This is a genomic window from Afipia carboxidovorans OM5 (genome assembly GCF_000218565.1).
Taxonomy (GTDB): Bacteria; Pseudomonadota; Alphaproteobacteria; order Rhizobiales; family Xanthobacteraceae; genus Afipia; species Afipia carboxidovorans.
Map to the genome: position 1 here is coordinate 1 of NC_015685.1, position 23,292 is coordinate 23,292.

The 23,292-nt window shown below is 60.6% G+C and carries 23 protein-coding genes; 17 read left to right on the top strand and 6 right to left on the bottom strand.

What is annotated here, in order from left to right:
• Positions 1 to 100: 100 nt before the first annotated feature.
• From repA to OCA5_RS17720, 4 genes are all read left to right on the top strand, one after another.
• Positions 101 to 1,324 (top strand): plasmid partitioning protein RepA, encoded by a 1,224-nt coding sequence (gene repA, locus OCA5_RS17705; RefSeq protein WP_012564770.1) that lies wholly within the window; start codon positions 101 to 103, stop codon positions 1,322 to 1,324.
• Positions 1,321 to 2,304: a plasmid partitioning protein RepB gene (gene repB, locus OCA5_RS17710; protein ID WP_013913427.1), complete on the top strand. Its 984-nt coding sequence runs from the start codon at positions 1,321 to 1,323 to the stop codon at positions 2,302 to 2,304. The genes repA and repB overlap by 4 nt, the downstream gene beginning before the upstream one ends.
• A gap of 193 nt (positions 2,305 to 2,497) precedes the next feature.
• Complete coding sequence (gene repC, locus OCA5_RS17715; protein WP_012564768.1) at positions 2,498 to 3,730, top strand: plasmid replication protein RepC; 1,233 nt, start codon at positions 2,498 to 2,500, stop codon at positions 3,728 to 3,730.
• A gap of 618 nt (positions 3,731 to 4,348) precedes the next feature.
• Complete coding sequence (locus OCA5_RS17720) at positions 4,349 to 4,681, top strand: single-stranded DNA-binding protein (protein WP_012564767.1); 333 nt, start codon at positions 4,349 to 4,351, stop codon at positions 4,679 to 4,681.
• 60 nt (positions 4,682 to 4,741) lie between these two features.
• Here the strand turns inward: OCA5_RS17720 and OCA5_RS17725 are convergent, their stop codons facing one another.
• The gene (locus tag OCA5_RS17725) at positions 4,742 to 5,158 is read right to left on the bottom strand and encodes a helix-turn-helix domain-containing protein (RefSeq protein WP_244396100.1); all 417 of its coding nucleotides are present in this window, start codon (positions 5,156 to 5,158) and stop codon (positions 4,742 to 4,744) included.
• A gap of 64 nt (positions 5,159 to 5,222) precedes the next feature.
• Positions 5,223 to 5,534 carry a helix-turn-helix domain-containing protein gene (locus OCA5_RS17730; RefSeq protein ID WP_013913429.1) on the bottom strand — a complete coding sequence of 104 codons (312 nt, stop codon included), beginning with the start codon at positions 5,532 to 5,534 and terminating at the stop codon, positions 5,223 to 5,225.
• Positions 5,535 to 5,847: 313 nt separating this feature from the next.
• Between OCA5_RS17730 and repC (OCA5_RS17735) the strand changes: the two genes are divergently transcribed.
• Positions 5,848 to 7,080, top strand: coding sequence for a plasmid replication protein RepC (repC, locus tag OCA5_RS17735; RefSeq protein WP_013913430.1), 1,233 nt, complete (start codon positions 5,848 to 5,850; stop codon positions 7,078 to 7,080).
• A 91-nt stretch (positions 7,081 to 7,171) separates the two neighbouring features.
• Here the strand turns inward: repC (OCA5_RS17735) and OCA5_RS19560 are convergent, their stop codons facing one another.
• Positions 7,172 to 7,588 (bottom strand): hypothetical protein, encoded by a 417-nt coding sequence (locus tag OCA5_RS19560; protein WP_013913431.1) that lies wholly within the window; start codon positions 7,586 to 7,588, stop codon positions 7,172 to 7,174.
• The gene (locus tag OCA5_RS17740) at positions 7,585 to 8,286 is read right to left on the bottom strand and encodes a ParA family protein (RefSeq protein ID WP_012564764.1); all 702 of its coding nucleotides are present in this window, start codon (positions 8,284 to 8,286) and stop codon (positions 7,585 to 7,587) included. Before OCA5_RS17740 ends, OCA5_RS19560 begins: the two co-directional genes overlap by 4 nt.
• Positions 8,287 to 8,734: 448 nt before the next feature.
• Between OCA5_RS17740 and OCA5_RS17745 the strand changes: the two genes are divergently transcribed.
• Together OCA5_RS17745 and OCA5_RS17750 are read left to right on the top strand one after the other, a co-directional pair.
• Positions 8,735 to 9,307: a hypothetical protein gene (locus tag OCA5_RS17745; protein WP_012564763.1), complete on the top strand. Its 573-nt coding sequence runs from the start codon at positions 8,735 to 8,737 to the stop codon at positions 9,305 to 9,307.
• Complete coding sequence (locus OCA5_RS17750) at positions 9,304 to 11,616, top strand: relaxase/mobilization nuclease domain-containing protein (protein WP_012564762.1); 2,313 nt, start codon at positions 9,304 to 9,306, stop codon at positions 11,614 to 11,616. Before OCA5_RS17745 ends, OCA5_RS17750 begins: the two co-directional genes overlap by 4 nt.
• 128 nt (positions 11,617 to 11,744) lie before the next feature.
• Here OCA5_RS17750 and OCA5_RS19020 read toward each other — a convergent pair whose 3' ends face one another.
• Together OCA5_RS19020 and OCA5_RS17760 are read right to left on the bottom strand one after the other, a co-directional pair.
• Positions 11,745 to 12,479: a helix-turn-helix transcriptional regulator gene (locus OCA5_RS19020; protein WP_013913433.1), complete on the bottom strand. Its 735-nt coding sequence runs from the start codon at positions 12,477 to 12,479 to the stop codon at positions 11,745 to 11,747.
• Positions 12,480 to 12,931: 452 nt separating this feature from the next.
• Positions 12,932 to 15,373, bottom strand: coding sequence for a heavy metal translocating P-type ATPase (locus tag OCA5_RS17760; protein ID WP_013913434.1), 2,442 nt, complete (start codon positions 15,371 to 15,373; stop codon positions 12,932 to 12,934).
• 53 nt (positions 15,374 to 15,426) lie between these two features.
• On the opposite strand from OCA5_RS17760, the gene OCA5_RS17765 reads away from it, so the two are divergent.
• The 10 genes from OCA5_RS17765 to OCA5_RS17810 all read left to right on the top strand — a co-directional run bounded on the left by OCA5_RS17765 (position 15,427) and on the right by OCA5_RS17810 (position 23,185).
• Entirely contained in the window at positions 15,427 to 15,702 is a 276-nt protein-coding gene (locus tag OCA5_RS17765) for a metal-sensitive transcriptional regulator (RefSeq protein ID WP_012564758.1), read from the top strand.
• A gap of 84 nt (positions 15,703 to 15,786) precedes the next feature.
• A complete protein-coding gene (locus tag OCA5_RS17770) occupies positions 15,787 to 16,263 on the top strand; it encodes a hypothetical protein (RefSeq protein ID WP_013913435.1) in 477 nt (158 codons plus the stop codon).
• Between the two features lie 79 nt (positions 16,264 to 16,342).
• The gene (locus OCA5_RS17775) at positions 16,343 to 16,642 is read left to right on the top strand and encodes a hypothetical protein (protein ID WP_041559715.1); all 300 of its coding nucleotides are present in this window, start codon (positions 16,343 to 16,345) and stop codon (positions 16,640 to 16,642) included.
• Between the two features lie 9 nt (positions 16,643 to 16,651).
• A complete protein-coding gene (locus OCA5_RS17780) occupies positions 16,652 to 18,112 on the top strand; it encodes a TolC family protein (protein ID WP_013913437.1) in 1,461 nt (486 codons plus the stop codon).
• Positions 18,113 to 18,123: 11 nt separating this feature from the next.
• Positions 18,124 to 19,503, top strand: coding sequence for a multicopper oxidase family protein (locus tag OCA5_RS17785; RefSeq protein WP_013912803.1), 1,380 nt, complete (start codon positions 18,124 to 18,126; stop codon positions 19,501 to 19,503).
• Between the two features lie 64 nt (positions 19,504 to 19,567).
• Positions 19,568 to 20,053, top strand: a complete 486-nt coding sequence (locus tag OCA5_RS17790) for a cupredoxin domain-containing protein (RefSeq protein WP_013913438.1) — start codon at positions 19,568 to 19,570, stop codon at positions 20,051 to 20,053.
• Positions 20,054 to 20,069: 16 nt separating this feature from the next.
• Entirely contained in the window at positions 20,070 to 21,158 is a 1,089-nt protein-coding gene (locus tag OCA5_RS17795) for a lipid II:glycine glycyltransferase FemX (RefSeq protein ID WP_244420552.1), read from the top strand.
• Between the two features lie 12 nt (positions 21,159 to 21,170).
• Entirely contained in the window at positions 21,171 to 21,473 is a 303-nt protein-coding gene (locus OCA5_RS17800; RefSeq protein ID WP_013913440.1) for a copper-binding protein, read from the top strand.
• Between the two features lie 72 nt (positions 21,474 to 21,545).
• Complete coding sequence (locus tag OCA5_RS17805; RefSeq protein ID WP_013913441.1) at positions 21,546 to 22,523, top strand: FkbM family methyltransferase; 978 nt, start codon at positions 21,546 to 21,548, stop codon at positions 22,521 to 22,523.
• Complete coding sequence (locus OCA5_RS17810) at positions 22,508 to 23,185, top strand: GNAT family N-acetyltransferase (RefSeq protein ID WP_244420553.1); 678 nt, start codon at positions 22,508 to 22,510, stop codon at positions 23,183 to 23,185. Before OCA5_RS17805 ends, OCA5_RS17810 begins: the two co-directional genes overlap by 16 nt.
• Positions 23,186 to 23,292 lie beyond the last annotated feature (107 nt).

Sequence of the window (23,292 nt, forward strand, 5' to 3'; positions counted from 1 at the left end):
GGGCCAAGTGGTTAATTGTCGTTAACCCTTATTTGCTTGACCGACTCGGAGAAGTCGCCGAATTTACGCTCAATGTGGAAAATTTGGATACCGAGCGTATATGACGGCTCTAGCAGCAAATGACGCTAGCCACCGGACCGGCAAGAAAGTCCGCTCTCTAACGCGGCTTGTGGAGTCGGATGCCGATCTTCTGAGCGCCCAGCTCAAGGAGTTGCGGCTGCGCGCGTTTCCGCCGTCGTCCCTGAAAGAGCTTCGCAAATTCACCTCCGGCGAAGCAGCAAAGCTGATCGGCGTTACTGACGCCTACATTCGCCATCTCTCACTTGCCGGCGACGCCCCTGAGGCAGAGAAGACGGCCCGTGGGCGCCGCCTGTTTTCCCTTGAGCAGGTGCACGAGATCCGACGCACCCTTGCGAAGACCAAACAGAGCTACGTCCCGAACCGGCGGGAAGGGGAGCATCTCCAGGTCATCGCCGTCACGAACTTCAAGGGCGGCTCCGGCAAAACCACTACCGCCGCCCATGTGGCTCAACACTTCGCGATGAGGGGTTATCGCACTCTCGCGATTGATCTGGATCCTCAAGCATCGCTTTCTGCCCTATTCGGCCTCCAGCCGGAATTTGATCTCCAAGAGAACGAAACGTTGTATGGCGCAATCCGCTACGACGATGCGCGCCGGCCATTGTCCGAGATCATCCGAAAAACCTATTTCTCGGGCCTCGATATCGTTCCGGGCAATCTGGAGCTCCAGGAGTTCGAGCACGATACACCCAAGGTCCTGGCCGAACGGAACCGCGGCTCCGAGCGCATGTTTTTTTCGCGCATCGCAAGTGCGCTCGCGTCAGTCGAAGACAACTATGACGTCGTCATTCTCGACTGCCCGCCTTCTCTTGGTTTTCTCACGCTCTCCGCGCTGTGTGCCGCTCGCAGTGTTTTGGTGACGATCCATCCTCAGATGCTCGATGTCGCATCGATGTCGCAGTTCTTGCACATGACCGCGAGTCTTCTCGATGTTGTCGAGCAAGCCGGCGGCGACGCTGATTACGATTTCTTTCGTTACGTGATTACGCGTTTTGAACCCACGGACGGTCCCCAAGGCCAAATCGTTGGGCTCATGCGTAGTCTGTTCGGCGAGCGTGTCCTTACGACCGCAATTTTGAAGTCGACTGCGATCTCTGACGCAGGGTTGACCAAACAAACGCTGTACGAAGTCGGCCGCGAGAACTTTGTCCGGAGCACTTACGACCGCGCTCTTGAATCGCTCGATGGTGCGCATGCCGAGATCGAGAATCTTGTCAAAGAGGCATGGGGGAGGGCGGTGTGAACAAGCGACGTGACGCGCTCAAGGCCATGATGGCCCCAATTACCGCGCAGCCATCATCTGATGATCGGCAAACTCGCACGCCGGTCAAATCGGGATCGCTTAAGGCTATGGGGCTCTCTCTGCAGAGCCTATCGCAGGATGCCGACGAAGCGAGAGCACTCCGTGAGCAACTCGCTGGCGGAGATCACGTGGTGGAGCTCGATCCCACACTGATCGATCCGTCCTTTATTCGCGACCGGTTGGACGATGCGAAGGCTGCGGAGTTTGAAGCCTTCCAGGCCAGCATTGCCGAACATGGGCAACAAGTCCCGATTCTCGTCAGACCGAGCTCTCAAACCGAGGGGCGATATCAAGTCGCATATGGGCATCGGCGGCTAGAAGCGCTGCAGCGCCTTGGCCGACCGGTTAAGGCAATTGTCAAACACCTGAGCGACGAACAACTCGTAGTGGCCCAGGGCCGGGAAAACCTCGAAAGGCGCGATCTCTCTTTCATCGAGCGCGCGCTTTTCGCAGCGCGGCTTGAGGATCACGGGTTCGCTCGGTCAGCGTTGACGGCAGCCTTGGCAGTTCACAAGGGCAATCTATCCACGATGATCACGGTCGCACGCAGCGTCCCCGAAGAGCTCATTATCGCCATCGGTCCGGCCCCAAAGGTTGGTCGGCCCCGGTGGGAACAATTGGCTGAACTCCTCACAAAGACTGGAGACAGATGGCGCCAGGCGATCGCGTCGACTGGGTTCGATGCACTTGAGAGCGACACGCGGTTCGCCCGGGTTCTGAAGGGGCTGTCACCACGTCAGCCCAAAAAGACCAAGCAGCTCATTAAGTCAGATACTGGCGCTCCCCTCGCGCAGATCGTGCAGGGAAAAGATCGCCTTCAATTCACGATCGAAGAGAAATCAGCGCCAGCTTTCGGGTCTTACTTGATTGAACAGCTACCCGAAATCTACGCGGCGTTTCGACGTCGCGCCGATGCGTAAACCGCGTTCCCGCAATACGAAGAAGGATTCATAGCGGCAAAAGAAAAGGCCCCCAAACGTTTCCGTCCGGAAGCCCTCTCTTGTCTGTTTGGCGACTGACAGAGAATCACTTCCGCGAATCGCAGTCAAGTGTCTCGTGAGAGACGGCGTCGTTTTGGCGAGCCGAATTCCTTTGCCCTGAAGAGGCAAAGACATGCAGTCACACTCTCCAACGACGCCCTTTGGGCGGCGATCATTGACACTTGCCCACGTGGCAAGCCAGATGGTGGCCACCGCGCGGCCACCCGAAAAGGTCGTACATAAATGGAAGATCTTTCACGCCATCTGCACGGCGCGGCCGCGGCTTGCCGTTTCCGAGCGTTCCTTGTCGGTTTTGAACGCGCTCCTGACCTTTCATCCGGAGACGGCACTTACGGGTGAAGACGATCTGATCGTCTTTCCGTCGAACCATCAGTTGTCGCTGCGGACGCATGGAATGCCGGCGTCGACGCTGCGGCGTCACCTGGCCGTTCTCGTTGACGCGGGCCTGGTGGTGCGGAGGGATAGTCCGAACGGCAAGCGCTACGCCCGGAAGGGCAGCGCCGGCGAGATCGAGCTCGCCTTCGGCTTTGATTTGTCGCCGCTGGTTGTCCGATCGGAGGAGTTTGAGAGTCTGGCGGCCGACATTGAGGCCGAAGCCAGGGCGCTCAAGCTTGTCCGGGAGCGGATCACGCTTTGCCGGCGCGATCTTGCCAAGATGATCGCCACGGGCATTGAGGAAGGTGTTCCGACGCGTCGGGGAGGGCAGGGGCCGGCTGACTGGCAGGAAATCCACGTGGTCTTTCGCTCGATCGTTGACCAGATTCCACGCACCGCGACGCGGCAAGAACTCGAGCCGATCGCCGAAGAGCTGTCACAGCTTGCAGATGACGTCCTCAATCTTCTGGAAACACACGTTAAAACTACAAATCCTAGCGCCAATGAGTCCCATTCTGAGCGCCACATACAGAATTCAAATACAGATCCCTTTATTGATCTTGAACCTAGCCTTCCAGAAGGCAGGGCGGCGAGGATCGAGCCAAAACCTCAAGCGGCGAGGATGGCGGAAGGAACGTATCCGTTGGGAATGGTGCTGACCGCGTGCCCCGACATTGTCGATTACGCCAAGGGCGGCATCTCGAACTGGCGGGATTTCCTCGCCACCGCCGCCGTGGTTCGATCGATGCTGGGGATCAGTCCGAGCGCCTGGGAGGAGGCGCAAACAGTCCTGGGCGAAACCCAGGCCGCGGTTGTCGTCGCCTGCATCCTCCAGCGCGGCGCGGCGATCCGCTCCGCCGGTGGCTATCTGCGCGGTTTGACGCGGAAAGCCGAGGCCGGGGAGTTCTCGCTCGGACCGATCCTCATGTCGCAAATCAATTCGCGTCTCCACGAAAAGCGGCGGGCGTGACGCGATGGCGACCTCACCTCCACATCGTCGTTTTGCCCTGCGTTCTCGAACTCGCCGCATGCTGGCGACTAACCACGAACGGTTGATCGAGCGACCCGAGAGCCGTCGAAAACTGAAACTGCGCGGCCGTCCGACGGTGTGCAGTTTCGCCGCCGTCGAATCGCACGCTGCCTGGGGATCGCCGGGTCGATCGTATCCATCAGCCCGCGTCGGGGCTTCCGAAATGTCCCCGATCGGGAGGTGCACAAAAAGCCGCGACAATGGGCTCGCCGTGCGTGTTTCTCGCGCCGACCAAGAGCCGGGTGCGCGCCGCGATTGCAGATCTCTCTCCGTCTGGGCTGTTGCTCTCGGTTACATGGCTGGATTCCTATGGCCGTCGACGGCACGTCGGCCCCTGGAGCCAAGAATTTTCCCCTGCCGGTTTCCCCTGCAAGCGGGACCCCGACCGGCATTCCTCGCGCATGCGCCTGCGGCGCCAAAATTCGTGGCTCCAGCCGGGGCGCAGCGCTGCGCTTGCCCTCCGCTCGCCTCTGGCGTGCTCCGGCTCTGTTTCGTCTTCCCGGCCATGAACGGATCGCCATCGCAACGGGGCACAGCCCCACAAGATGGAGAAAGACAATGCGCAACATCGCCGAATTCACCCTCATCGGTCGGGTCGGAACCATCAAGCAAGTCGGCAAGACCGTTCGCGTCAGCGTCTGCGCCAACTATCCCTTCAAGGACGACAAAGGTCAGTGGAAGGACGACGCGCACTGGAACGAAGTCACGATCTTCACGAAGGCGATCCAGTCCTACGTGAGCGAGCACGTCAGCAAGGGTGACCTCGTCCACGTCCGCGGACGGCTTCGGCAGAACAGCTATGAGCGCGACGGCCAGCGGGTTTACACCGTTGATCTTATCGCTCTGGAGGTCGGCCGGCTGGCGCAGGCCAGCGAGCGCGCCGCCGCATAGTGAATCGGCGGGGAGGTTTCGGCCTCCCCGCCGATTCCCGCCTTCCCGGTTGCGCTAATCTCAGTATGGCAATTTGCGTGATCGCGTCTGACGCGCAAGGCCACGCTCGGCTTGATTTTTCTTTTCGATTGCGGACACCAGCTCATCGTAATCGATACCGCTTTTATTCAGCGCACGACGGGCATCGGTATCGTTGAAGCCAAGCAATTCGAATACACTCATATTGAGGCTCGATGCGATGCGTTCGATGGTTCGGAACGTCGGATTCCCCCTGCCACGCACTATCGTGTAGTAGGTGCCACGCGCAAGGCCTAGCTTTCGCTGGAAGCGTTCCGTCCCACCGTTCTCGATTTCGAGTTGTTGGAGCCGGGCTGCAAGCATTTCACTCAGAACAGAATGATCGATCGCCTGGGGTTTGCGGACTGGTGACATGGTAGGTTGGCTTTCAGGTCCACCGGGAGAAACGCCGGGGAACATACACCAAGCCCGAGGTCCAGTATATTGGATGTTGGAGAATTTTACAGGCAAGTCCTGAAACGACTCATCTTGCCGCCCGACTATCCCTGATGTCCGCGCGGCGTCCAGCCGTGGAACTACCCTGCCGGTACAGCAATCTCAGCGGATCGATACCCGCCCGCTCGGCTATGAGTTCGATGTAGTCGAGGCTGGGATTGGCCGCCGACGTCATCAAGTGGAAATAGCTCGATCGCGGAATCCCAAGCCGCTCCGCGAATTCTCGCCGGCTGAGGCCGGAACCCACTCGGAGCTCTTCCAGCCCCGCCTGAAACGCGTGCCGTAAAGTACTGCCTTCCGCCGCGTGAGCTGCCTTTCGGCGGCATTGCTTTTCGTCCATCGCTCATCCCCGCACTTCCCACGCAGATCAGGCCGTCCGTCGCGCAATCAAGCCTACACGTTGGACGTCCGATCAACATTCAATATAATAGATGGATTCGATTCAACCAGAAGAGGTGCGTTCGGACAAAGAAAAACCCGGCAGAGCCGGGTCTCTCGAGAGGATGAGCGGGCGGGCGACGCCAATCGCCAACAATGCCCCGAATGCATGGAGGCATTTTAGCCCGCGCCATCCGACAGTTCAAGAGGCCTGCGTTTTCACGCCACGGTCTTTGTTTGCCCCGCGCATTCGCAAGGAGAGGACGCGAAAGCAGATGCTCGGCCAGAATCCCATGACGCCGTTTGGACGGCGACCACTATCGCTCGGCTCGATAAAGGCGCAGCGCGACGTTCGAGAATGTCCCAGCGGGAAACCCGTCCACAAATGGCAGGTGTTCCGGCATATCTGCGAAGCGCGCGCATCATTCGCCATTTCTGACCGCACGCTCGTGGTCTTGAATGCGTTGCTCTCGTTTCATCCTGACACGGTGTTGACCGCCGGCGCGGCCGATCTGGTCGTATTCCCGTCGAATCGCTTCCTAGCGCTGCGCGCTCACGGGATGGCGGGCTCGACTTTGCGGCGCCATCTAGCAACGCTTGTCGACGCAGGACTCGTGCTGCGGCGCGACAGCCCGAACGGCAAACGCTACGCGCGCAAGTCGACTTCCGGCGACATTGAGCAGGCCTTCGGTTTTGATCTCGGGCCGATCGTGACGCGGGCCGAGGAATTTGCCGCTTTGGCCGAGGCTGCTATCGCCAAACGGCACGCGCTCGTCATGCTTCGAGAGCGGATCACCTTGGTGCGGCGTGACATCGCCAAGATGATCGCCACTGGCGTGGAGCAAGAAGTCGCCTGCGACTGGGTATCCTATCACCGGACCTTCCGTGACCTCATGGCACGCCTTCCGCGCGTCCCGACATACGAAATCCTTGAACCAATCCTCGTCGACCTGACCTGCCTGGCAGCGACGATTGTCGACGTCCTGGAACGACACCTTGATCCGATCAAGGCCGGCCCGCCAAATCCGTGCGTCGATCAGATTCAGACTTCACCCGCTCAAGGTCCGAGACCATCTGATCCTGACCTAAACCCACATGCGCCGCATGCAGGCAACGCCGAGCGGTCCGGTTCGGCCGGTGCAATTCCGATTCGCATGGTGGTCGAAGTCTGTCCCGATATCGTCGACTACGCGCGCGGCGGCATTCGCACCTCACAGGATCTCATCTCCACAGCATCAACCGTGCGTCCCATGCTCGGCATTAGTCCCAGCGCATGGGAAGAGGCCTGCAATGCCATGGGCGACGGACAGGCGAGCGTGGTGTTGGCCGCTATTCTACAACGTGGCGCGGCCATCAAGAGCCCTGGAGGCTATCTCAGGATCCTGGCCCGCCGCGCCACAACTGGAGAATTCTCGGTCTGGCCGATGCTGCTGGCGCTCCGCCGACAAGGGCATGCGGCCCGTGATCGGGAGTACCTCCCGTCTTCCCTCCCGGAAGATTGCTCGTAAGAGTGATCCTGTTTGTCCAACTCCCATAATTTCGGGGCGTCGCGTTGTGACAACGTCTTGCTGGAACCCGGCGCCGGTGAGGACGTATTCGTCAAGTTTCTCGCGTCGGCGGAAGACGCCCGGTTCGTTTGAGGTGGTCGTACAGAATGCGATCGATGATCCGAAGCGGATGTGTCCGTTCCTCCGCGGCGATTTGACGGACGACAAGGTCGATCGCGTCGGGCAACCGCAACGCATAAGGCCGAGACGACGACCGCTCGCCGTAGGCGTCGAAAGGGTTTCGATCCCGGGCTTTCTGAGGGCGCGGCTGCTTTCGCGGGAATGCAGTATCTGTCGGGGCGGAGTGCGGGGAGGGTGTGACGACCAGATCTTCATATGCCGGCGTCACGACAACCGGCTTGGCCGCGGGTGCATCTGTCGTGGACGAATTGACCCGATGGGCGCGAAACGCGTCGCGGGGCAGCGGAGGGCGATCTGGCTTTTGTGCAGAGGCGGCGGGATCCGTCATGTGTCACTATCGTCCTGGCCGGCGCCCTGGCTTGCCGCGAGTAATTCGCGAACAACTTGGTCGGCATTGTAACGAGCCTTCCTGATCGACTCATCCTTGTCGTTCATTTGGTACAGCGTGCCATGCCCAACCGTCATGGTGCGGTAGGTGACGCGCCGGTACAGCGCGGTGGCGCAGACCGGCACCTTCTCGGCATCGAGGTAAGCGACGACTTCCCTGAGGGGGCGCGTATTGCGGTCGAAGCTATCGTATTCGTTGAACAGAACGCGATGTGGGCTCATTGGCAGCTTTGAGGCAACGGCATGCTGTTCGAGATTGCGGATTGTGCGGACGACCTGGGAAGCGTCGAAAGTGTGCACCTTGCAGGGCAAGACGACGAGGTCGGCGCGAAGCGCCGACTGGATCAATACCTTGCCGTAATAGCCCGGGGTGTCGATGACGACGACGTCATAGCCATCGAGTCGATCGATCGCCTGGGCGAGGGTTTTCTCATCGGGCGCACGCACGAGGTCGACGCCCTGCGGGCTCAAGTCGCGCGCAACCGACGACGCATGCCATTGGTAGGACGACCCTTGCGGATCAGCGTCGACGATGACGGCTGAATAGCCGTGTTTGGCGAACTCCCCCGCGAGGATGATCGCGACGGTCGTCTTGCCGCTTCCGCCTTTCGGATTCGCCACGGCGAAGATGCTGGGCAACTGGTTCCTCCCTTGGCAACCCAAACGAATGAGTAACATACAACATAATGAACATGCGACAATTGCGGAATGTGTCTTTCCGGTAGTTTGTGATCGCGTTCTTGAAGCAATGCGTTGTTGCGAAGATGCGTGGTAACGGCAGTGCGGTTATGGCGCATTGCCGCGGTAGCGGATTGCGATGTTACGGCTTTGCGGGATAATGGTTTTGCGGTGCTAAGGCCTTTCCTACTTGCATGATTCCAGTGTTTCGTTGATGCGGCAATCGCGATAGAGCGAAACGCGGCATTACCCAATTGCGTTATTGCCGCAATCGGTCGGGACCTTTGAGGTGCCGCGTCATTGTGGTGTGGGGTCGTCCGTACTCACGTTTTTCTGAGTCGCTGACGTTCGTGATGAGCTGAGGGCGTATAGTCAGTATATTAGATGTTGGTTGACAAGATACCGGTTTGTGGGCCACAAACTCGGGGGCGGCTGCTGGGCGCAGCCGAAGAAGGCGCTCACGCGCCAGGGCCGGCATCTCGTCGATGCCGGTGGGTTCGGCTCCGGCCAGGTGGCCGCGAGCCGTGCGACCGGGAAGGGGAAGGGCGCGCCGATGACTCGCTCCGCCGCAGCACCGAAGCGAAAGCCGAGACTCCGGACCGAGCTGTCTGAAGCAGACGAACAGCGTCTGCAGGCGGCCGTCGTATTGTTCGGTTTGCCGAAGGCAGAGGTTGTGCGCCGGCTGATCCGGGCGTCCATTCAGGCGGGGCCAGCCTTGTCGGCCGAGAACACTCGCGCCATCGTCGAGCTCTCCCAGCAGGTGCGTATGGTTGGCCGCAACCTGTCCCAGGTTTTGAGGGCCATCCATCGCGGCCAAGCCGTGCGGATCGAGGACACCGAACCCGTGTGGCGCGGTCTGCATGAGGTCATCGCCGCCATCAACGACGAACTGACCGAAATCACGGTCGCGTACGGTTCGAAACTTCGGCGCAGGGCGGGGCTGGCGCTACCGGCAGAGGTTTTGGGCGAGGATATCGCATGAACCGCGCGGCGCAAATTGACTGGTGGCTCGAACAAGTTGAGGCCGCTCGACGATCCGTTCAAGACGCCAGTCGTGCGCGCCGCCGGCCACAGCCAGGCGCCGGGCTTGATGATGATCGGAAGCCACGCAGCGGCCGAGTCGCGCAGCTTCCGAAGACGCGGCCGGCCGATGAGATCATCCGTGGCGAAACGATCACCGGCGGTCGGGATGAGGAGCGATCGCGAGCGCTGCCCGCCACGTCGACAGGTGGAGGCGGCGGCCGCGCGGCACCATCTCGTCCGAGCGCGCTGGCACCTGTTGCCGGCGGCTTCGGCGGGGCGGGGCAGGGAGCGGCTGGCCGCGCCCGACAATTGGCAGCCGGCTATCAGCCCGCGGTCATCAAGGTGGTGTCCTATGCTCGCGGCGTGGCACGCGCCACGGCGACCGGTCAGTATGTCCAACGTGAGGACGTTCCGCTCGAGACTCATGATGGGCGGATGTTGACGGACCGGGAAGCCGTGGCCGCCGAGATCAAGGCTTGGTCGCCGGACTTTTCTAAGCGTGCGGAAAGCCAGGACGTCGGCGCATTCCGTCTCAAGGTTGAGGGTGTGCTCGATACGCTGGAGGGGCGGGCGACGTACGAGAAGGCGATTGAGTCCGCCTTCTGCGGACATCGTCACGCCGCTCGCATAGACGCCGATGGATCTGGCGGCCTGGAAGCGCACATTGTCGCTGTGATGGCCGGGAGCGGCAAGGAGCGCTTCCGAATTCGAGACGGCCAGGCGGCCGATCAGGCACATGAAGCCCGACCGCGCCGTCTCGACTCGGTGTCCAATCTCGCCGTTCGCATGAGGGTCGAAGCTGCCACCGGTATTGGCGGCGACGCTGTGATGATCCGGCCGGGCGCGACCAGCCATGGTCGCGACGGCGTCACCTACAGGCTCAACAAGCTGATCGAGAAGGGCGCCGCCATCGACGACCACGGCAAAATCCTGTCCAACGTCGCCGATGCGCGCATGGCCGCGCGGGAGTGGGGACCGTCGCTTCGGTCGCAATCGGCGCGCGATACGATGCACCTGATCATGTCGGCGAAGACTGGAACCGACATTGTCGCATTTACGGATGCGGCGCGCGCGTTCCTGCACGATCGCTTTGGCGATCATAAGTTCATATTCGGGGTCCACACTGACAAGGAATCGGCCGGGCACATCCACGCTCACGCAGTCGTCACTGTGAAGAACGAGTCCGGTCAGAAAATCCATCCAGGTCCGGAGACCTTTCGGGAGTGGCGTGAGGTTTATGCCATGCACGCCCAGGCACAGGGCCTGAAAATCGTAGCGACCTCAGCGAAGGAGCGAGTCTCTTCCCAAAGCTATGGCGCGACGGATAAGGCCATCGTCCAGGCGGCGGATCGTCCGCGCCCCGGGCGAGAAGCGCGCGACCGCGCCTATGCCGCCGATCCCACCAACCAACGCCTCATCGACAATGCCCGGCAGCGGATCAGGGTGGCGAAAATAAACCCGATCCGCCTGCCGATGTCCGCGCCCGATCGCAAAGTCGTCAACGAGAGCATCGTCGCCTGGAAGGCGGTTGCTGTAGAGCAGCCATCAAACAGGACGGCAAAAAATATGCTGGAACGGCTGTTGATGGCGCAGACCGTTGGGGCCATCCTTCATACGATTGGCCAGCGCGTGGAGTTTTTGACCAAGGAGGGTGAGGTGCCAATTACATCGGAGCGAATGGCTCAGGATCTACGTCTCATGAACGAGGCGGTTTCGCGGACCAGCGACCTCTTAGATGGGACGACGAAGCAACAATTCCGCGAGATATCTGCGCGCTACCTGGAAACGCTCGCCAATCGCGTTGATCTCCAGCGCATGCAGGAACGTGGCGTACAGCAACTCAGCCGGTCGGAGGTCGAAGCCGTCGTTGGTGCGAAAGCCGAACGGCTTATCGAGCGTGCCCGGGAGATTCGCATCAAGGAAGAACGTGAAGCGGCGTCCGCTGAACATGTCGCAAGTCGTGCAATCGATGCGGCGCGCCGGCAAGAGGCGAGTGGCGGCATTGATCCCACCTCCCAAGAGGAACTGCGCGCGGAAAGGGCCATCGTTGTCGGATCGCAACAATCGGCGGCACGTGAAGCTCGGGAGGCGGCCGCGGCTGTCGAGGCTGCGCGGGCGATCGCAGAACACCCGGCGCAGCCGCTGCCAACGTCCTTGATCAAGAACGATGCCTTGGCAAAACTCCGCGCGGAACAGGAAAAAGTTGTGCGAGAGCTCGAAGCGGAAAAGCCTAGCTTGCAAGCAATCAAGGGCCAAAGGCGCAGTTGAGCGCTAACCACCGCGAGCGATTTCTGAAGGCTCGCCGAGCAGTGACTGCTGCCGCATTTGAGAGTATCGACGACAATGGAGGCGCTCACAGAATGTGAGAATGCTCCCTGGAGTCTGCGACGAAGATCTTAGCCCAAAATCTTCAGACGCATCGCGATTGCAATTGCGTGGGGCTTATTGACGGCGTTAAGTTTCTCGCGTGCTGAAGTGATGTGCTTTGTTACTGTTGACCGAGAAATGCCGAGAATGACGGATATTTCCCAATCTGTTTTTCCTTCCCCGGCCCAAAGAAGACAGTCAAGCTCCCGGGGCGAGAGCGTTTTATTGCACGTTGGTCTCGGGCGGCGCAAATACAACCAATGACCGATGGCGAAATTTGCGAGAAAAATAAGGGCTGATCGGTCACGATTGCTGAGGTCGTCCCTTGCTCCGCCGAATGATAATGCCGCAATCCGCTGGTCTAGCGTCGTGATGGGGATCACGAAACCTTCAACCAACCCAAAGTCGGCAGCCTCACCTCCGACAGCCCGCACGTTGTCTGGTTCGGGACAGGATTTATAACTTTCCGACCAGGAAAATGCATTTCGATCTTTTTGAAGACGACCAACAATCGGATCGCGCGGAAGATAGTTTTGATCGAGGTATCTGGCTGCCCAGCCATCAGGGAAATATTGCACGACCGCGCGAGCTTGAATTTCGGCCTTTGAATTTCGCATGCCACCCGGTGGTACGATTCCGCCAAATACCGATGCAAATCCGTAACTTTTGGCGATGTCTATAAGACAATTTTTAAGAGCGCCCTCATCGACTGCTTGCTCTATCAGCGAGATAATTTCCCAAGTGCTCCAAAATAAGTCTGTCATTCTCAAGCCATTTTACGACTGATTGCAGTCCCTACTGTCTCGGCGCGTACAAAAACTCAGAAATTATCGTCAGTGAAAAATTCTCGCGCGGAGGCGCGAGTAAGGAAGGGAGGACGTTGCTCGATATAGCGGTCGAGCAGCGAGCCAACAAACCAAAAAAATCTTGCGCGCGTGCAATCAAGATGAGAGAGTAATGTTCTCCGCTCGCGCTCCTTCATAGGTGTTTGTTCTCGCGTGCACTCATGCGCAATGAGTCCTGGCTAGGCCTTTGCGCAGCTGCATTAATGCAAAGCATGTTGATCCCTTGCTAATCCGTTCAAGAGTCGCCATTCGACAGGAGCATCGAGCGGCTTCGGCGCGAGGGAGGCGCAGTATGCTCGATTGCCTTGAAATAGGCGAACCTGGCTCGGTCGAGTCAGACGTTTTTGCAATGTTTGCAATGTCTGAAACGTTCAGAATCTGACCACCCGTAAGCGCAGCGCGTTTCCGACCACGCTTACCGACGACAGCGCCATCGCCGCTGCAGCAATGATCGGCGACAGTAGTAGACCGAACACCGGATACAACACGCCCGCTGCGATCGGTATTCCGGCGGCGTTGTAGATGAAGGCAAAGAACAGGTTCTGACGGATGTTGGCCATGGTCGCTTCCGACAGGAGGCGCGCGCGGACGATGCCGCCGAGGTCGCCCTTCAACAGGGTTACCCCGGCACTTTCCATCGCGACGTCGGTCCCTGTGCCCATTGCGATTCCGACTTCGGCCGCAGCGAGGGCAGGGGCGTCGTTTACGCCGTCCCCCGCCATGGCGACGATTCGGCCAGCCTTCTGTAGCTTGCTTACAACCGCGCTCTTCTGGTCGGGCAGAACTTCCGCCTCGACCTCCGAAATGCCGAGCCGCTTCGCGACAGCATTGGCAGTCGTCCTGTTGTCTCCGGTCAGCATGATGACCTTGATGCCGTCCGCGGCCAGCGCCCTCAAGGCATCGGGCGTCGATGGTTTGATGGGATCGGCGATGGCGAAGAGCCCCGCCAGCTTTCCGTCGACCGCGATATTGATCACGGTGGCACCGTCGCCGCGGAGCGCTTCGGCCTGCGCTTCCATCGATCGGGTTTCGACGCCGAGCGACTGCAGGTAGCCGACATTGCCGAGCAGCACATTGTTGCTGTCGACCTTGCCCGTCACGCCCTTACCCGTCGGCGAGTCGAACTCCTCCACGTTCGCCAGCACCAGATTGCGCTCCTTGGCGGCACGAACCATGGCGTCGGCCAGCGGATGCTCGCTGGCGCGCTCGACGCTCGCGGCGAAACGCAACAGATCGTCCTCCCCGAATTCGGGAGAAGTCACGATGGAGACGACCTTTGGCTTGCCTTCGGTCAGGGTGCCCGTCTTGTCGACGACGAGCGTATCGATCTTTTCCATGCGTTCGAGCGCTTCGGCGTTCTTGATCAGGACACCGACCTGCGCGCCACGCCCGACGCCGACCATGATCGACATCGGGGTCGCCAGACCGAGGGCGCAGGGACAGGCGATGATCAGAACGCTGACGGCCGCGACGAGACCAAACGCCAGACGAGGTTCGGGGCCGACCATGGCCCAGACCACGAAGGCGACGAGCGCGGCCACGATCACCGCGGGCACGAACCAGCCCGCGACCTGATCGGCGAGGCGCTGGATCGGCGCCCGCGACCGTTGGGCCTGCGCAACCATCTGCACGATCTGCGACAACACCGTATCGCGGCCGACCTTTTCGGCCTGCATCACGAAACTTCCGGATTGATTGAGCGTTCCGGCGATCACCTTGGCACCGGTTTCCTTGGTCACGGGCATCGACTCTCCGGTCACCAGGGATTCATCGACCGATGAACGTCCTTCGAGAATGACGCCGTCGACCGGGACTTTTTCGCCGGGACGGACGCGCAGCCTGTCGCCGACGTTCAGGCCGTCGAGCGGGACTTCGTGGTCGGTGCCGTCCTCCGCAACGAGGCGCGCCGTCTTCGGAGCGAGGTCGAGCAGAGCCTTGATCGCGCCCGACGTTGCCTCGCGGGCACGCAATTCGAGCACCTGGCCCAACAGCACCAGGACGGTGATCACCGCCGCCGCTTCGAAATAGACGGCGACGGCGCCATCATGGCTGCGAAACGCGGGCGGAAAGACCTGCGGGGCGACGGTCGCGACGACGCTGTAGGCGTAAGCGACGCCGGTCCCCATCGCAATCAGGGTGAACATGTTGAGGTTGCGGGTCACCAGCGACTGCCAGCCGCGCACGAAGAACGGCCAACCCGCCCAGATCACGACGGGTGTCGCCGAGACGAGTTGAATCCAGTTCGACAATGTTGGGGCGACCCAGCCGTGGCTGCCGACCAGATGGCCGCCCATCTCGAGGACGACCGCAGGCAGCGCGAGTACGAGGCCGATCCAGAACCGCCGGGTCATGTCCGCCAGTTCGGGATTCGGCGCGGCGTCCAGCGTTGCCACTTCGGGCTCAAGAGCCATTCCGCAGATAGGGCAACTGCCGGGACCGATCTGCCTGATTTCCGGATGCATCGGGCATATGTAAACGGTGCCTTCCGGAACAGGTTCTTTCGGCGCGGCCTTGGACTTGTCGAGGTAGGTTTCCGGGGCGGCCGCGAACTTCGTGCGACAGTTTGCCGAACAGAAATGATAGGTGCGACCTTGGTAATCGAACCGGTGCTTGCTCGTTGCCGGGTCGACGGTCATCCCGCAAACCGGGTCAAGAACCTTACCGCTTTCCGCAGGAGGTTGATCATGTTCATGATCGCCGTGGGCCTGGCCGCCATGACCGCCGCAGCAAGCCGATCCGGTTTCATGTCCCGGAGTTGCCGTCGAGGAACGGATGGGCTGGCCCATGGAACTTGCGTTTCGCGCCCCGGTCATCTAGGTCTCCTCATAGGCTTGTAACCGATACCCAGTAGGGGTATATAGGACAGATGCGAAAAGACATCAAGACGTCGTGCCAGAAGCGCCTCAGCAGAATTGAGGGACAGGTGCGCGGCCTCGCCAGGATGGTGGAGGAAGACCGCTATTGCATCGATATCGTAACGCAGATCTCCGCCGTTCGCGCCGCACTGCGCCGCGTCGAGGAGGAGGTCTTGAAGGATCATGTCGCCCACTGCGTCGAGCACGCGATCGCGAGCGGCGACAAGGCGGATCAGCGCCGCAAAATCGCGGAATTGATGGCAGTGGTGGGACGTGCGGAACGATGAATGTCCCGGTTCCGTCTTGGCGATACGAAGATTCGCGACTATGATTCCGAATTCGGGCGGCAAATCGAAAGCATTGACGCATTGATGTTGGTCGGACTTACCAGAACGCAACGACGGAGAGCAGGGTGGTTCGTCGCCCTGGCTTATCTGTTTTGCGTGTTGGCGCCGACGCTGTCCTTCGCCTTGCCCGGCAGTCAGGCTACGCCTTATTGCCTGACCGACGAGGATCACGTGCCGGGCATGGCCCACGACCATCATGAAGGCGCCATGCACGTCCACAAGGATGGACATGCCCATCATCATTCCGGCGTCCAGGTCCACGCGGATTCCTCCGCGGACCATGATGCGAAGCCGGTTGCGCTGAAGAGCGACGCCGGTCCGGTAAAAGCGCCGCATGCGGCGGATGGAAAGTGCTGTGGCCTGATGTGCGTCACCGCGCTTCCCGCAACCCTCGTCACGGTGGCAAAGCCGCCCGTGCCGAACGCCGTCCGCGTATCCGACAACCATCGGAAGCTGGCGGACAACGCGCCCTCTCGGCTTTATCGTCCCCCCAATTCCTGACCTGACCACAGCATGACGCGGTGCCGTGCCCGTGCCGGGCACGTGCGCCCGTGGTCCATCGTCAGTTCAGGGGATTTTTATGTCAGCGCAAATTGGGGCGACTGTCGCCACCGTTGGTTGGGTGGTGCGCGGAATATTCAGAAAAAAACTTGGGACATTCGCAGGGGTGGCTTTGGCGGTCATGACCTTGGGCGGCTGCGCGGTCCCGCTTGCGCCGCTCGTCGGCACGGACCCCGCTGATCCCGGGGCCAAGGTTGCGGGCGTCGGCTATCGGTCGACCATCGCCCCTTATGCCAGCCTTCGCCCGACGACGCCCTCCAGCTGGAAGGAGCAGAACCAGAGCGTCACGCCGTCACCAAAATCCGGACATGAGCATTAGGAGCACGTCATGAAAATCATCAATGGCGTGCCGTCACATCAGAGTCCCCTCCGACGTCATCGGCCGGCGCTGACGCTCGCCGTTTCCCTTCTTCTTTCCGGTTGTGCGACGTTCTCGCCGGATCGAGGAATGGGAGTCGTGTCCGATATCGCCGGCCATACGATCAAGAAGGACGTGGTCGCGATCCGCTCCGTGGATGAAGCCCAGCATGCGGACGATGCCGTCAAGCGACTGCTGCGCCGGGCTCTCAACGTCGATACCGCCGTCCAGGTCGCGCTGCTCAACAATCGTGGCTTGCAGGCCGCCTACAATGAATTGGCGTTGGCGGAAACCGACCTTGTCCAGGAAAGCCTCCCGCCCAATCCGACCTTTTCGATTTCGAGAATTGCGGGCGGTGGCGCGGTCGAAATCGAGCGTCAGGTCGTCGGCGACATTCTTGCGTTGGCGACGTTGCCGTTCCGCTCCGAGATCGCGCGAAAACGATTCCATCAGGCGCAATTGCGGGCCGCATTGGAGACCTTGAGGCTCGCGTCCGATGTGCGGCGATCCTACTACCGTACTGTTGCCGCCAACGAGATGGTTGGCCTTCTGACCGACGCCAAGTCCACGGCGGAAGCGACCGCCAAGCTGGCTTCGAAACTGGGTGAAACCGGTTCGCTCAACAAGCTTGATCAGGCCCGCGAGCAAGTGTTCTACGCGGAGATGACGGCTGACCTCGCTTCGGCGCGTCAGGAGGCGACCAGTTCGCGTGAACGGCTCGCGCGATTGATGGGGCTTTGGGATGGCGACCTCACGTTCCGTCTTCCGAACATGCTCCCGCAGTTGCCACGGCGGCCCTCTGCGTTGCCGTCGATCGAAGTGGATGCGGTGACGCACCGGATCGATCTTCAGATCGCTCGCATCGAACTCGAGGCGCTGGCGAAGGCGCTCAACCTCACGGAAGCGAGCCGTTTCGTCACGCTGCTCGATATCGCGGGCATTGCGAAGACCACGAAGGACCCCGATGGCTCCCGGTTTCGCGAACGCGGCTTCGACATCCAGTTCCAGATCCCGATCTTCGATGGCGGCGAGGTCCGGGTGCGGCAAGCGGCCGAGACCTACAACCAGGCCTTCAATCGCCTGACCGAGAAGGCGATCAACGTACGCTCGGAAGCACGCGACGCGTACCGGACGTATCGATCGAGCTACGAGATCGCCCGGCAGTACGAGCGCGAGGTGCTGCCGCTCCGGAAGATCATCACTGAGGAAATGCAACTGCGCTTCTCGAGCATGCAGGTCGACGTCTTCGCACTGTTGACCGAAGCACGACAGCGCATCGTGTCGATGCGCGCCGGAATCGACGCCAAACGCAGCTTCTGGCTCGCCCAATCCGATCTGCAGACCGCCGTCAACGGCGGCGGCTCGGGAGAAACGCCAACGGAGTCCCGTCCGACGACGACCGCCCAAGCTGGCGGCGGCGGAGGCCATTGATGGAGACCAACATGCTATCGCGAAGAGGATTTCTGGGAACGGCCGCGCTGGTCGGCGCCAGCGCCGTCAGCGGCCGTGTGCAGGCGGCGAACATTCCGGAAGCGCCGATGATGGACAAGGTGACGATGCAGCCGCCGCTGCATCCGACCAGCGGTCCGGACTATCGCCCGGTCGTCACCCTCAACGGCTGGTCGCTGCCTTGGCGGATGAACGGCGACTGGAAGGAATTTCATCTCGTCGCCGAGCCCGTGGTGCGGGAGTTCGCCGAAGGCATGAAGGCAAACCTGTGGGGCTACAACGGACAATCCCCGGGACCGACGATCGAAGCGGTTGAAGGCGACAAGGTCCGCATCTTCGTCACCAACAAGTTGCCTGAGCATACGACGGTGCATTGGCACGGCATGATCCTGCCCAGTGGCATGGACGGGGTCGGCGGCCTCACGCAGCCGCACATCCCGCCGGGCAAGACCTTCGTCTACGAGTTCGAGCTGAAGCACAGCGGTACATTCATGTACCACCCGCACTCCGACGAAATGGTGCAGATGGCGATGGGGATGATGGGGATGTTCGTGGTGCATCCGCGCGACCCATCCTTCCGTCCGGTCGATCGCGACTTCGTCTTCGTCATGAGCACGTACCTGATCGACCCCGGTACCTATCTGCCGAAGGTCAACGAGATGACCGACTTCAACATGTGGACCTGGAACAGCCGGGTGTTTCCGGGAATCGACCCGTTGCCCGTGCGGCTCGGAGACAAGGTCCGGGTGCGGATCGGCAATCTCACCATGACCAATCATCCGATCCACCTGCACGGGCACCATTTCGGGGTGAGTTGCACCGACGGCGGCTGGGTGCCGGAGAGCGCGCAGTGGCCCGAAACGACGATTGATGTCCCGGTCGGGGCCATCCGCGCCTTCGACGTCATCGCCGACAATCCCGGCGACTGGGCGTTCCATTGCCATAAATCGCACCACACCATGAATGCCATGGGGCACGACGTGCGCAATTTGATCGGTGTGTCGAAAAAGGATTTGGCGAAAGCGGTCGGCAAACTCGCTCCGGACGCGATGGTGATGGGTTCGACCGGCATGGCGATGGGCGAAATGGAAATGCCCGCGCCGGACAACACGCTGCCGATGATGACTGGTACCGGACAATTCGGGCCGATCGAAATGGGCGGAATGTTCACGGTGATGAAGATCCGCGAAGGCATGGCGCGCGACGACTACAGCGATCCCGGTCCGTACAAGTTTCCCGCGGGTACCGTCGCCTACGAGGTCGATGCCCCGAACGGCCAAGCGCCCCGGCAAGGCGACGCGAGGCCGACGGACAAGCCGGAAGACAAGAAATCCAAGAAACCAATGAACATGAAGGGAATGAAGGGCATGTAGCCCCGCCGAAGGTCCCGAGGCATCAGCCTCAAATTTGGTCCGAACAAACCCGAGGAGACGAAACATGAAGAAATGGCGCGAAGTAGGAATCGCAGTGATCAGCGCAACCGCTATTTGCACATCGGCATGGGCGGGCGCAGGTCCGACCGAGCACAGCCACGACGAGTCATTCTCCGCCGGTGAACCCGGCGATGCGAAGAAGCCTGCGCGGATCGTGCAGGTCACGATGGGTGAATCCGACGGCAAGATGACGTTCACGCCGGACAAGGTCGAGGTCAGGAAGGACGAGCAGATCAAGTTTGTCCTGCGCAACAACGGCGAACTCGATCACGAATTCATCCTCGCGACCACGGCCGACAACGTCAAGCACGCCGAAGCGATGAAGAAAAACCCGGACATGGAACACGATGATCCGAACGGCACGCGCCTGGCGCCGAAGAAGACCGGCGAGATCGTGTGGAAGTTCACGAAGCGCGGCACGTTTGAATATTCCTGTCTGATCCCCGGCCACCGCGAAGCCGGAATGATCGGCACGGTCATCGTCAAGTGAACTCATGACATTTACCATGCAAGTTGGTGCCATGGACGACCGCCAGATCGACTGCGTGCCGGACGACGGCTGGCACACAGCGATGGGCGCGTTTGCCGATGTCCACTACGAACAGACGGCGATCTACGGCTCCGGACAACGGGGCGAGCGATCAAGCCATATTCTGCTGGGACGCGAGAGCGCTCCCGTCGCAGGCGCCCGGATCGGTCTCTATCTCGTGCCTTATCTCGGCCGCGGCATGGCGCTCGTGCGCTTCGCGCCGTTCTGGCGCCCCATCGACGTTACTCCCGACCCGGATCGTTATCGGGCAGCGGTGACGGCGCTGGTGGATGAATACTGCCGACGACGAAAGCTTTACCTCGTCCTTCGTCCGCGACCGCATCCGGACTTCTATCCGATCGAAGCGAAAATCCTGACCGAGATGGGCCTCGCGGGCTCCGCGTCCTCGATGCTTGACCGCTACTTCGTCGACGCATCGCTCGCCGAGGCTGAGCAGCAGAAGAGCCTGGATCAGCGATGGCGCTACAATCTCCGCAAAGGTCTTGCGCATGGTCTCGACGTTCGCATCGGCGACGCTCCGGCCGACGTCAAGACGTTTCAGGACATCTATGCCGAGATGGTTCGGCGCAAAAACCTGAACTATCCTGGCGTCGATCTGCCTGCATCTATTCCGAACCTGATGGAGCTTCCGGAACGAATGAAGATGCGCATCGCCTTGGCACATCATGAGGGAAGGCCGATCGGCGGCATCGCCTTCAGCGTGGTGGGCGATCTCGCCTATTACGTTTTCGGAGCGACGAGCGACGAGGCGACGGCGCTGAACGCCGGATACGTCCTGCAATGGCACGTTATGCGCTGGCTGCGGGAGAACGCGAAGGTGCGTTGGTACGAACTCGGCGGTCCCGGTGATCCGGGAATTCGGCAATTCAAAAAGGGACTCGCGGGCAAACGAGGCGTTCTGCTTGCGGTCCGGGAATTTCACTACTGCCCCGATGTGACCGCGCGCGTGGTTGTGGGAGGACTGTTTGCCCTCCGCGACGCGCGCAACAGAATCCAGCGCTGGCAGCGTGAAAGAAGGCCTTCCGAGGGAAGGCGCAGTAACTGAAGAGGAGTGAAAATGAAGACACGCAACTTTATGGCGGGAATTTTCGCAATCGCCTTCGCCTTGTGGTCTGCCGCTGCCATTGCGCAGGCCGATATGGCGAAGGGCGAGGTCAAGAAGATCGACGAGGCCGCTGGCAAGATCACCTTGAAGCACGGCCCGATCAAGAACCTCGACATGGACGAGGGCATGACGATGGTGTTCCGCGTCCAGGATCCGGCGATGCTCAAACAGGTCAAGGTCGGCGACAAGGTGCAATTCCAGGCCGAACGGGCAACGGCTGGCATCACCGTCACCAAGATCGAAAAGCAGAAATAGCACCCGGATTTTCGACGCCGTCGGACATTCTCGTTCGATGGCGTCGAGAAAGGTAGCGCGCAGGAGTTTCGGATGGAGGGATCGTTGCGTCGTAACGATGCGGCCGATGCCGAGTTTTTCTACGACCGTCAGAGCGGTAGGCTGAGCGGGGCGGGCCTGGTCGACCAAATGGCGGTCTACGCACTGCAGGTCGGCTCCGTCGTGACGCAGCCCTTCGGACACCGTGGCTACGGATGGGGCTGCGACATGGTCTCCTGCGCCGTCGCGCAACGCGATATCGTCGTTCGATTGAATCCCGACGCTCAATTTGCGATACCGTTTTGTGATCGGTACTGGAGCCGAATCCTCAACAGCCGCTATGACTACGAAGAAGAGATCGAGACGTTTCTGAGAAGCGTCGCCGACATCAAATACACCTTCGTCGATTGCGGGGCCAATTTCGGCTACTGGTCGGTTCTCGCATCGAGCGCGCCGTTCGGCCGCCAGACCGCCCTGGCGATCGAAGCCTCGCCCGGCAACGCCGCGCGGCTCGCGTTGAACGCCGGATTGAACGGCAACCGGTATCGCTGCATGAACGCAGCCATCGGCGGCCGAACCGGCGGTTTCGTGCGTGTCGCGGGACGACGACACGAGGCGTTCTCGACTTATGCGGTCAAGGATGACGATTCTGGAGCGGTGAGACGCGTTTCGCTCGACGGTCTTCTTAAGGACGACCTCGATGCACAAGCACCGATGGTCATCAAACTGGATGTCGAAGGCGTCGAGATTGAAGCCATCGAAGGCGCCAAGGCCTGTTTGTCCGGCAATTCGCTTTTGATCTGTGAGGATCACGGATCGGATCCGACCCACGGTGTCTCTCGTCATTTGATGAAAGACGCGGCGTTGAGCCTCTACATCTTCGACCCCGCCGCTTGGCGTTTCGTTCGGATCGACGGCCCGGCGGTATTGGATCGGGTGAAGCGATATCGTTGGGTCGGCTACAACGTTTTCGGCACGCGAAGCCCAATCTGGGAAGACCGATTGCAGTCCGCGCGATGGATTTGCCGATGATTGAGGGCGACATCCGGCGCGAACTGAATGCAGGTTCGTTCAACGAAGGCACCGTCGAAGGTTGCGGGGCAGGGGACGTTTCCAGTTTCGTGGTCCGGAAGGCGCAAGCGGCCGATAGCGAAGCACTTGCCATCCTGGCGGATATCGCCGGAGGAGAGACGCTGGCGTTCATTGCGAGGGGGATCGATCCAACGGCGGATGCCCGGGCGATCTATCGCGAGATGATCGCAACCGCGACCGGTCTCTTTTCATACCAAAACTGTTTCGCGGCCGAATCCAATGGCAAACTAGTTGGCCTTGCGAATGCATTTCCGGCGCGTGCCATTGAGAATGAACAGCGCCACACCAAACCGACGGCGCGCGAGGAATATTTGGAAGCGCGGACCCGATTGAACGATCCGCGAAGCTATTTGCTCAACAATATCGCTGTGGATCCGGCCTGGCGCCGGAAAGGCGTCGGCATTCGTCTGGTCGAAGCCGTCATCGCGGAGGCGAAGCTACAAGGTTTTCGGTCGATCACGCTTCACGTCTGGGCCGACAACGCGCGCGCCATCGCCTTCTACCGCGCGCTCGGCTTCCGAAGCGTCCGCAGAGCAAAGATACCGTGGCATCCGGAACTTCCTCATGTCGGCGGAAGTCTCCTTTTCAGATTGAATTTGTGATGAGCCTTGAGACGGCATCGTTCGGTTCGTTCGCTCCGCCGGAGCGGAGCCGAAACAGAATGAAATCGCGGCAGGTCCTAAGAGCCACGATTGAGCCTTCCCATGCC

Coding starts and splice junctions, on each gene's coding strand:
- repA (WP_012564770.1), top strand. CDS start 101: ATGACGGCTCTAGCAGCAAATGACGCTAGCCACCGGACCGGCAAGAAA.
- repC (WP_012564768.1), top strand. CDS start 2,498: ATGCAGTCACACTCTCCAACGACGCCCTTTGGGCGGCGATCATTGACA.
- OCA5_RS17720 (WP_012564767.1), top strand. CDS start 4,349: ATGCGCAACATCGCCGAATTCACCCTCATCGGTCGGGTCGGAACCATC.
- OCA5_RS17725 (WP_244396100.1), bottom strand. CDS start 5,158: ATGTTCCCCGGCGTTTCTCCCGGTGGACCTGAAAGCCAACCTACCATG.
- OCA5_RS17730 (WP_013913429.1), bottom strand. CDS start 5,534: ATGGACGAAAAGCAATGCCGCCGAAAGGCAGCTCACGCGGCGGAAGGC.
- repC (WP_013913430.1), top strand. CDS start 5,848: ATGCTCGGCCAGAATCCCATGACGCCGTTTGGACGGCGACCACTATCG.
- OCA5_RS19560 (WP_013913431.1), bottom strand. CDS start 7,588: ATGACGGATCCCGCCGCCTCTGCACAAAAGCCAGATCGCCCTCCGCTG.
- OCA5_RS17750 (WP_012564762.1), top strand. CDS start 9,304: ATGAACCGCGCGGCGCAAATTGACTGGTGGCTCGAACAAGTTGAGGCC.
- OCA5_RS19020 (WP_013913433.1), bottom strand. CDS start 12,479: ATGACAGACTTATTTTGGAGCACTTGGGAAATTATCTCGCTGATAGAG.
- OCA5_RS17760 (WP_013913434.1), bottom strand. CDS start 15,373: ATGACCGGGGCGCGAAACGCAAGTTCCATGGGCCAGCCCATCCGTTCC.
- OCA5_RS17765 (WP_012564758.1), top strand. CDS start 15,427: ATGCGAAAAGACATCAAGACGTCGTGCCAGAAGCGCCTCAGCAGAATT.
- OCA5_RS17770 (WP_013913435.1), top strand. CDS start 15,787: ATGTTGGTCGGACTTACCAGAACGCAACGACGGAGAGCAGGGTGGTTC.
- OCA5_RS17775 (WP_041559715.1), top strand. CDS start 16,343: ATGTCAGCGCAAATTGGGGCGACTGTCGCCACCGTTGGTTGGGTGGTG.
- OCA5_RS17780 (WP_013913437.1), top strand. CDS start 16,652: ATGAAAATCATCAATGGCGTGCCGTCACATCAGAGTCCCCTCCGACGT.
- OCA5_RS17785 (WP_013912803.1), top strand. CDS start 18,124: ATGCTATCGCGAAGAGGATTTCTGGGAACGGCCGCGCTGGTCGGCGCC.
- OCA5_RS17790 (WP_013913438.1), top strand. CDS start 19,568: ATGAAGAAATGGCGCGAAGTAGGAATCGCAGTGATCAGCGCAACCGCT.
- OCA5_RS17795 (WP_244420552.1), top strand. CDS start 20,070: ATGCAAGTTGGTGCCATGGACGACCGCCAGATCGACTGCGTGCCGGAC.
- OCA5_RS17800 (WP_013913440.1), top strand. CDS start 21,171: ATGAAGACACGCAACTTTATGGCGGGAATTTTCGCAATCGCCTTCGCC.
- OCA5_RS17805 (WP_013913441.1), top strand. CDS start 21,546: ATGGAGGGATCGTTGCGTCGTAACGATGCGGCCGATGCCGAGTTTTTC.
- OCA5_RS17810 (WP_244420553.1), top strand. CDS start 22,508: ATGGATTTGCCGATGATTGAGGGCGACATCCGGCGCGAACTGAATGCA.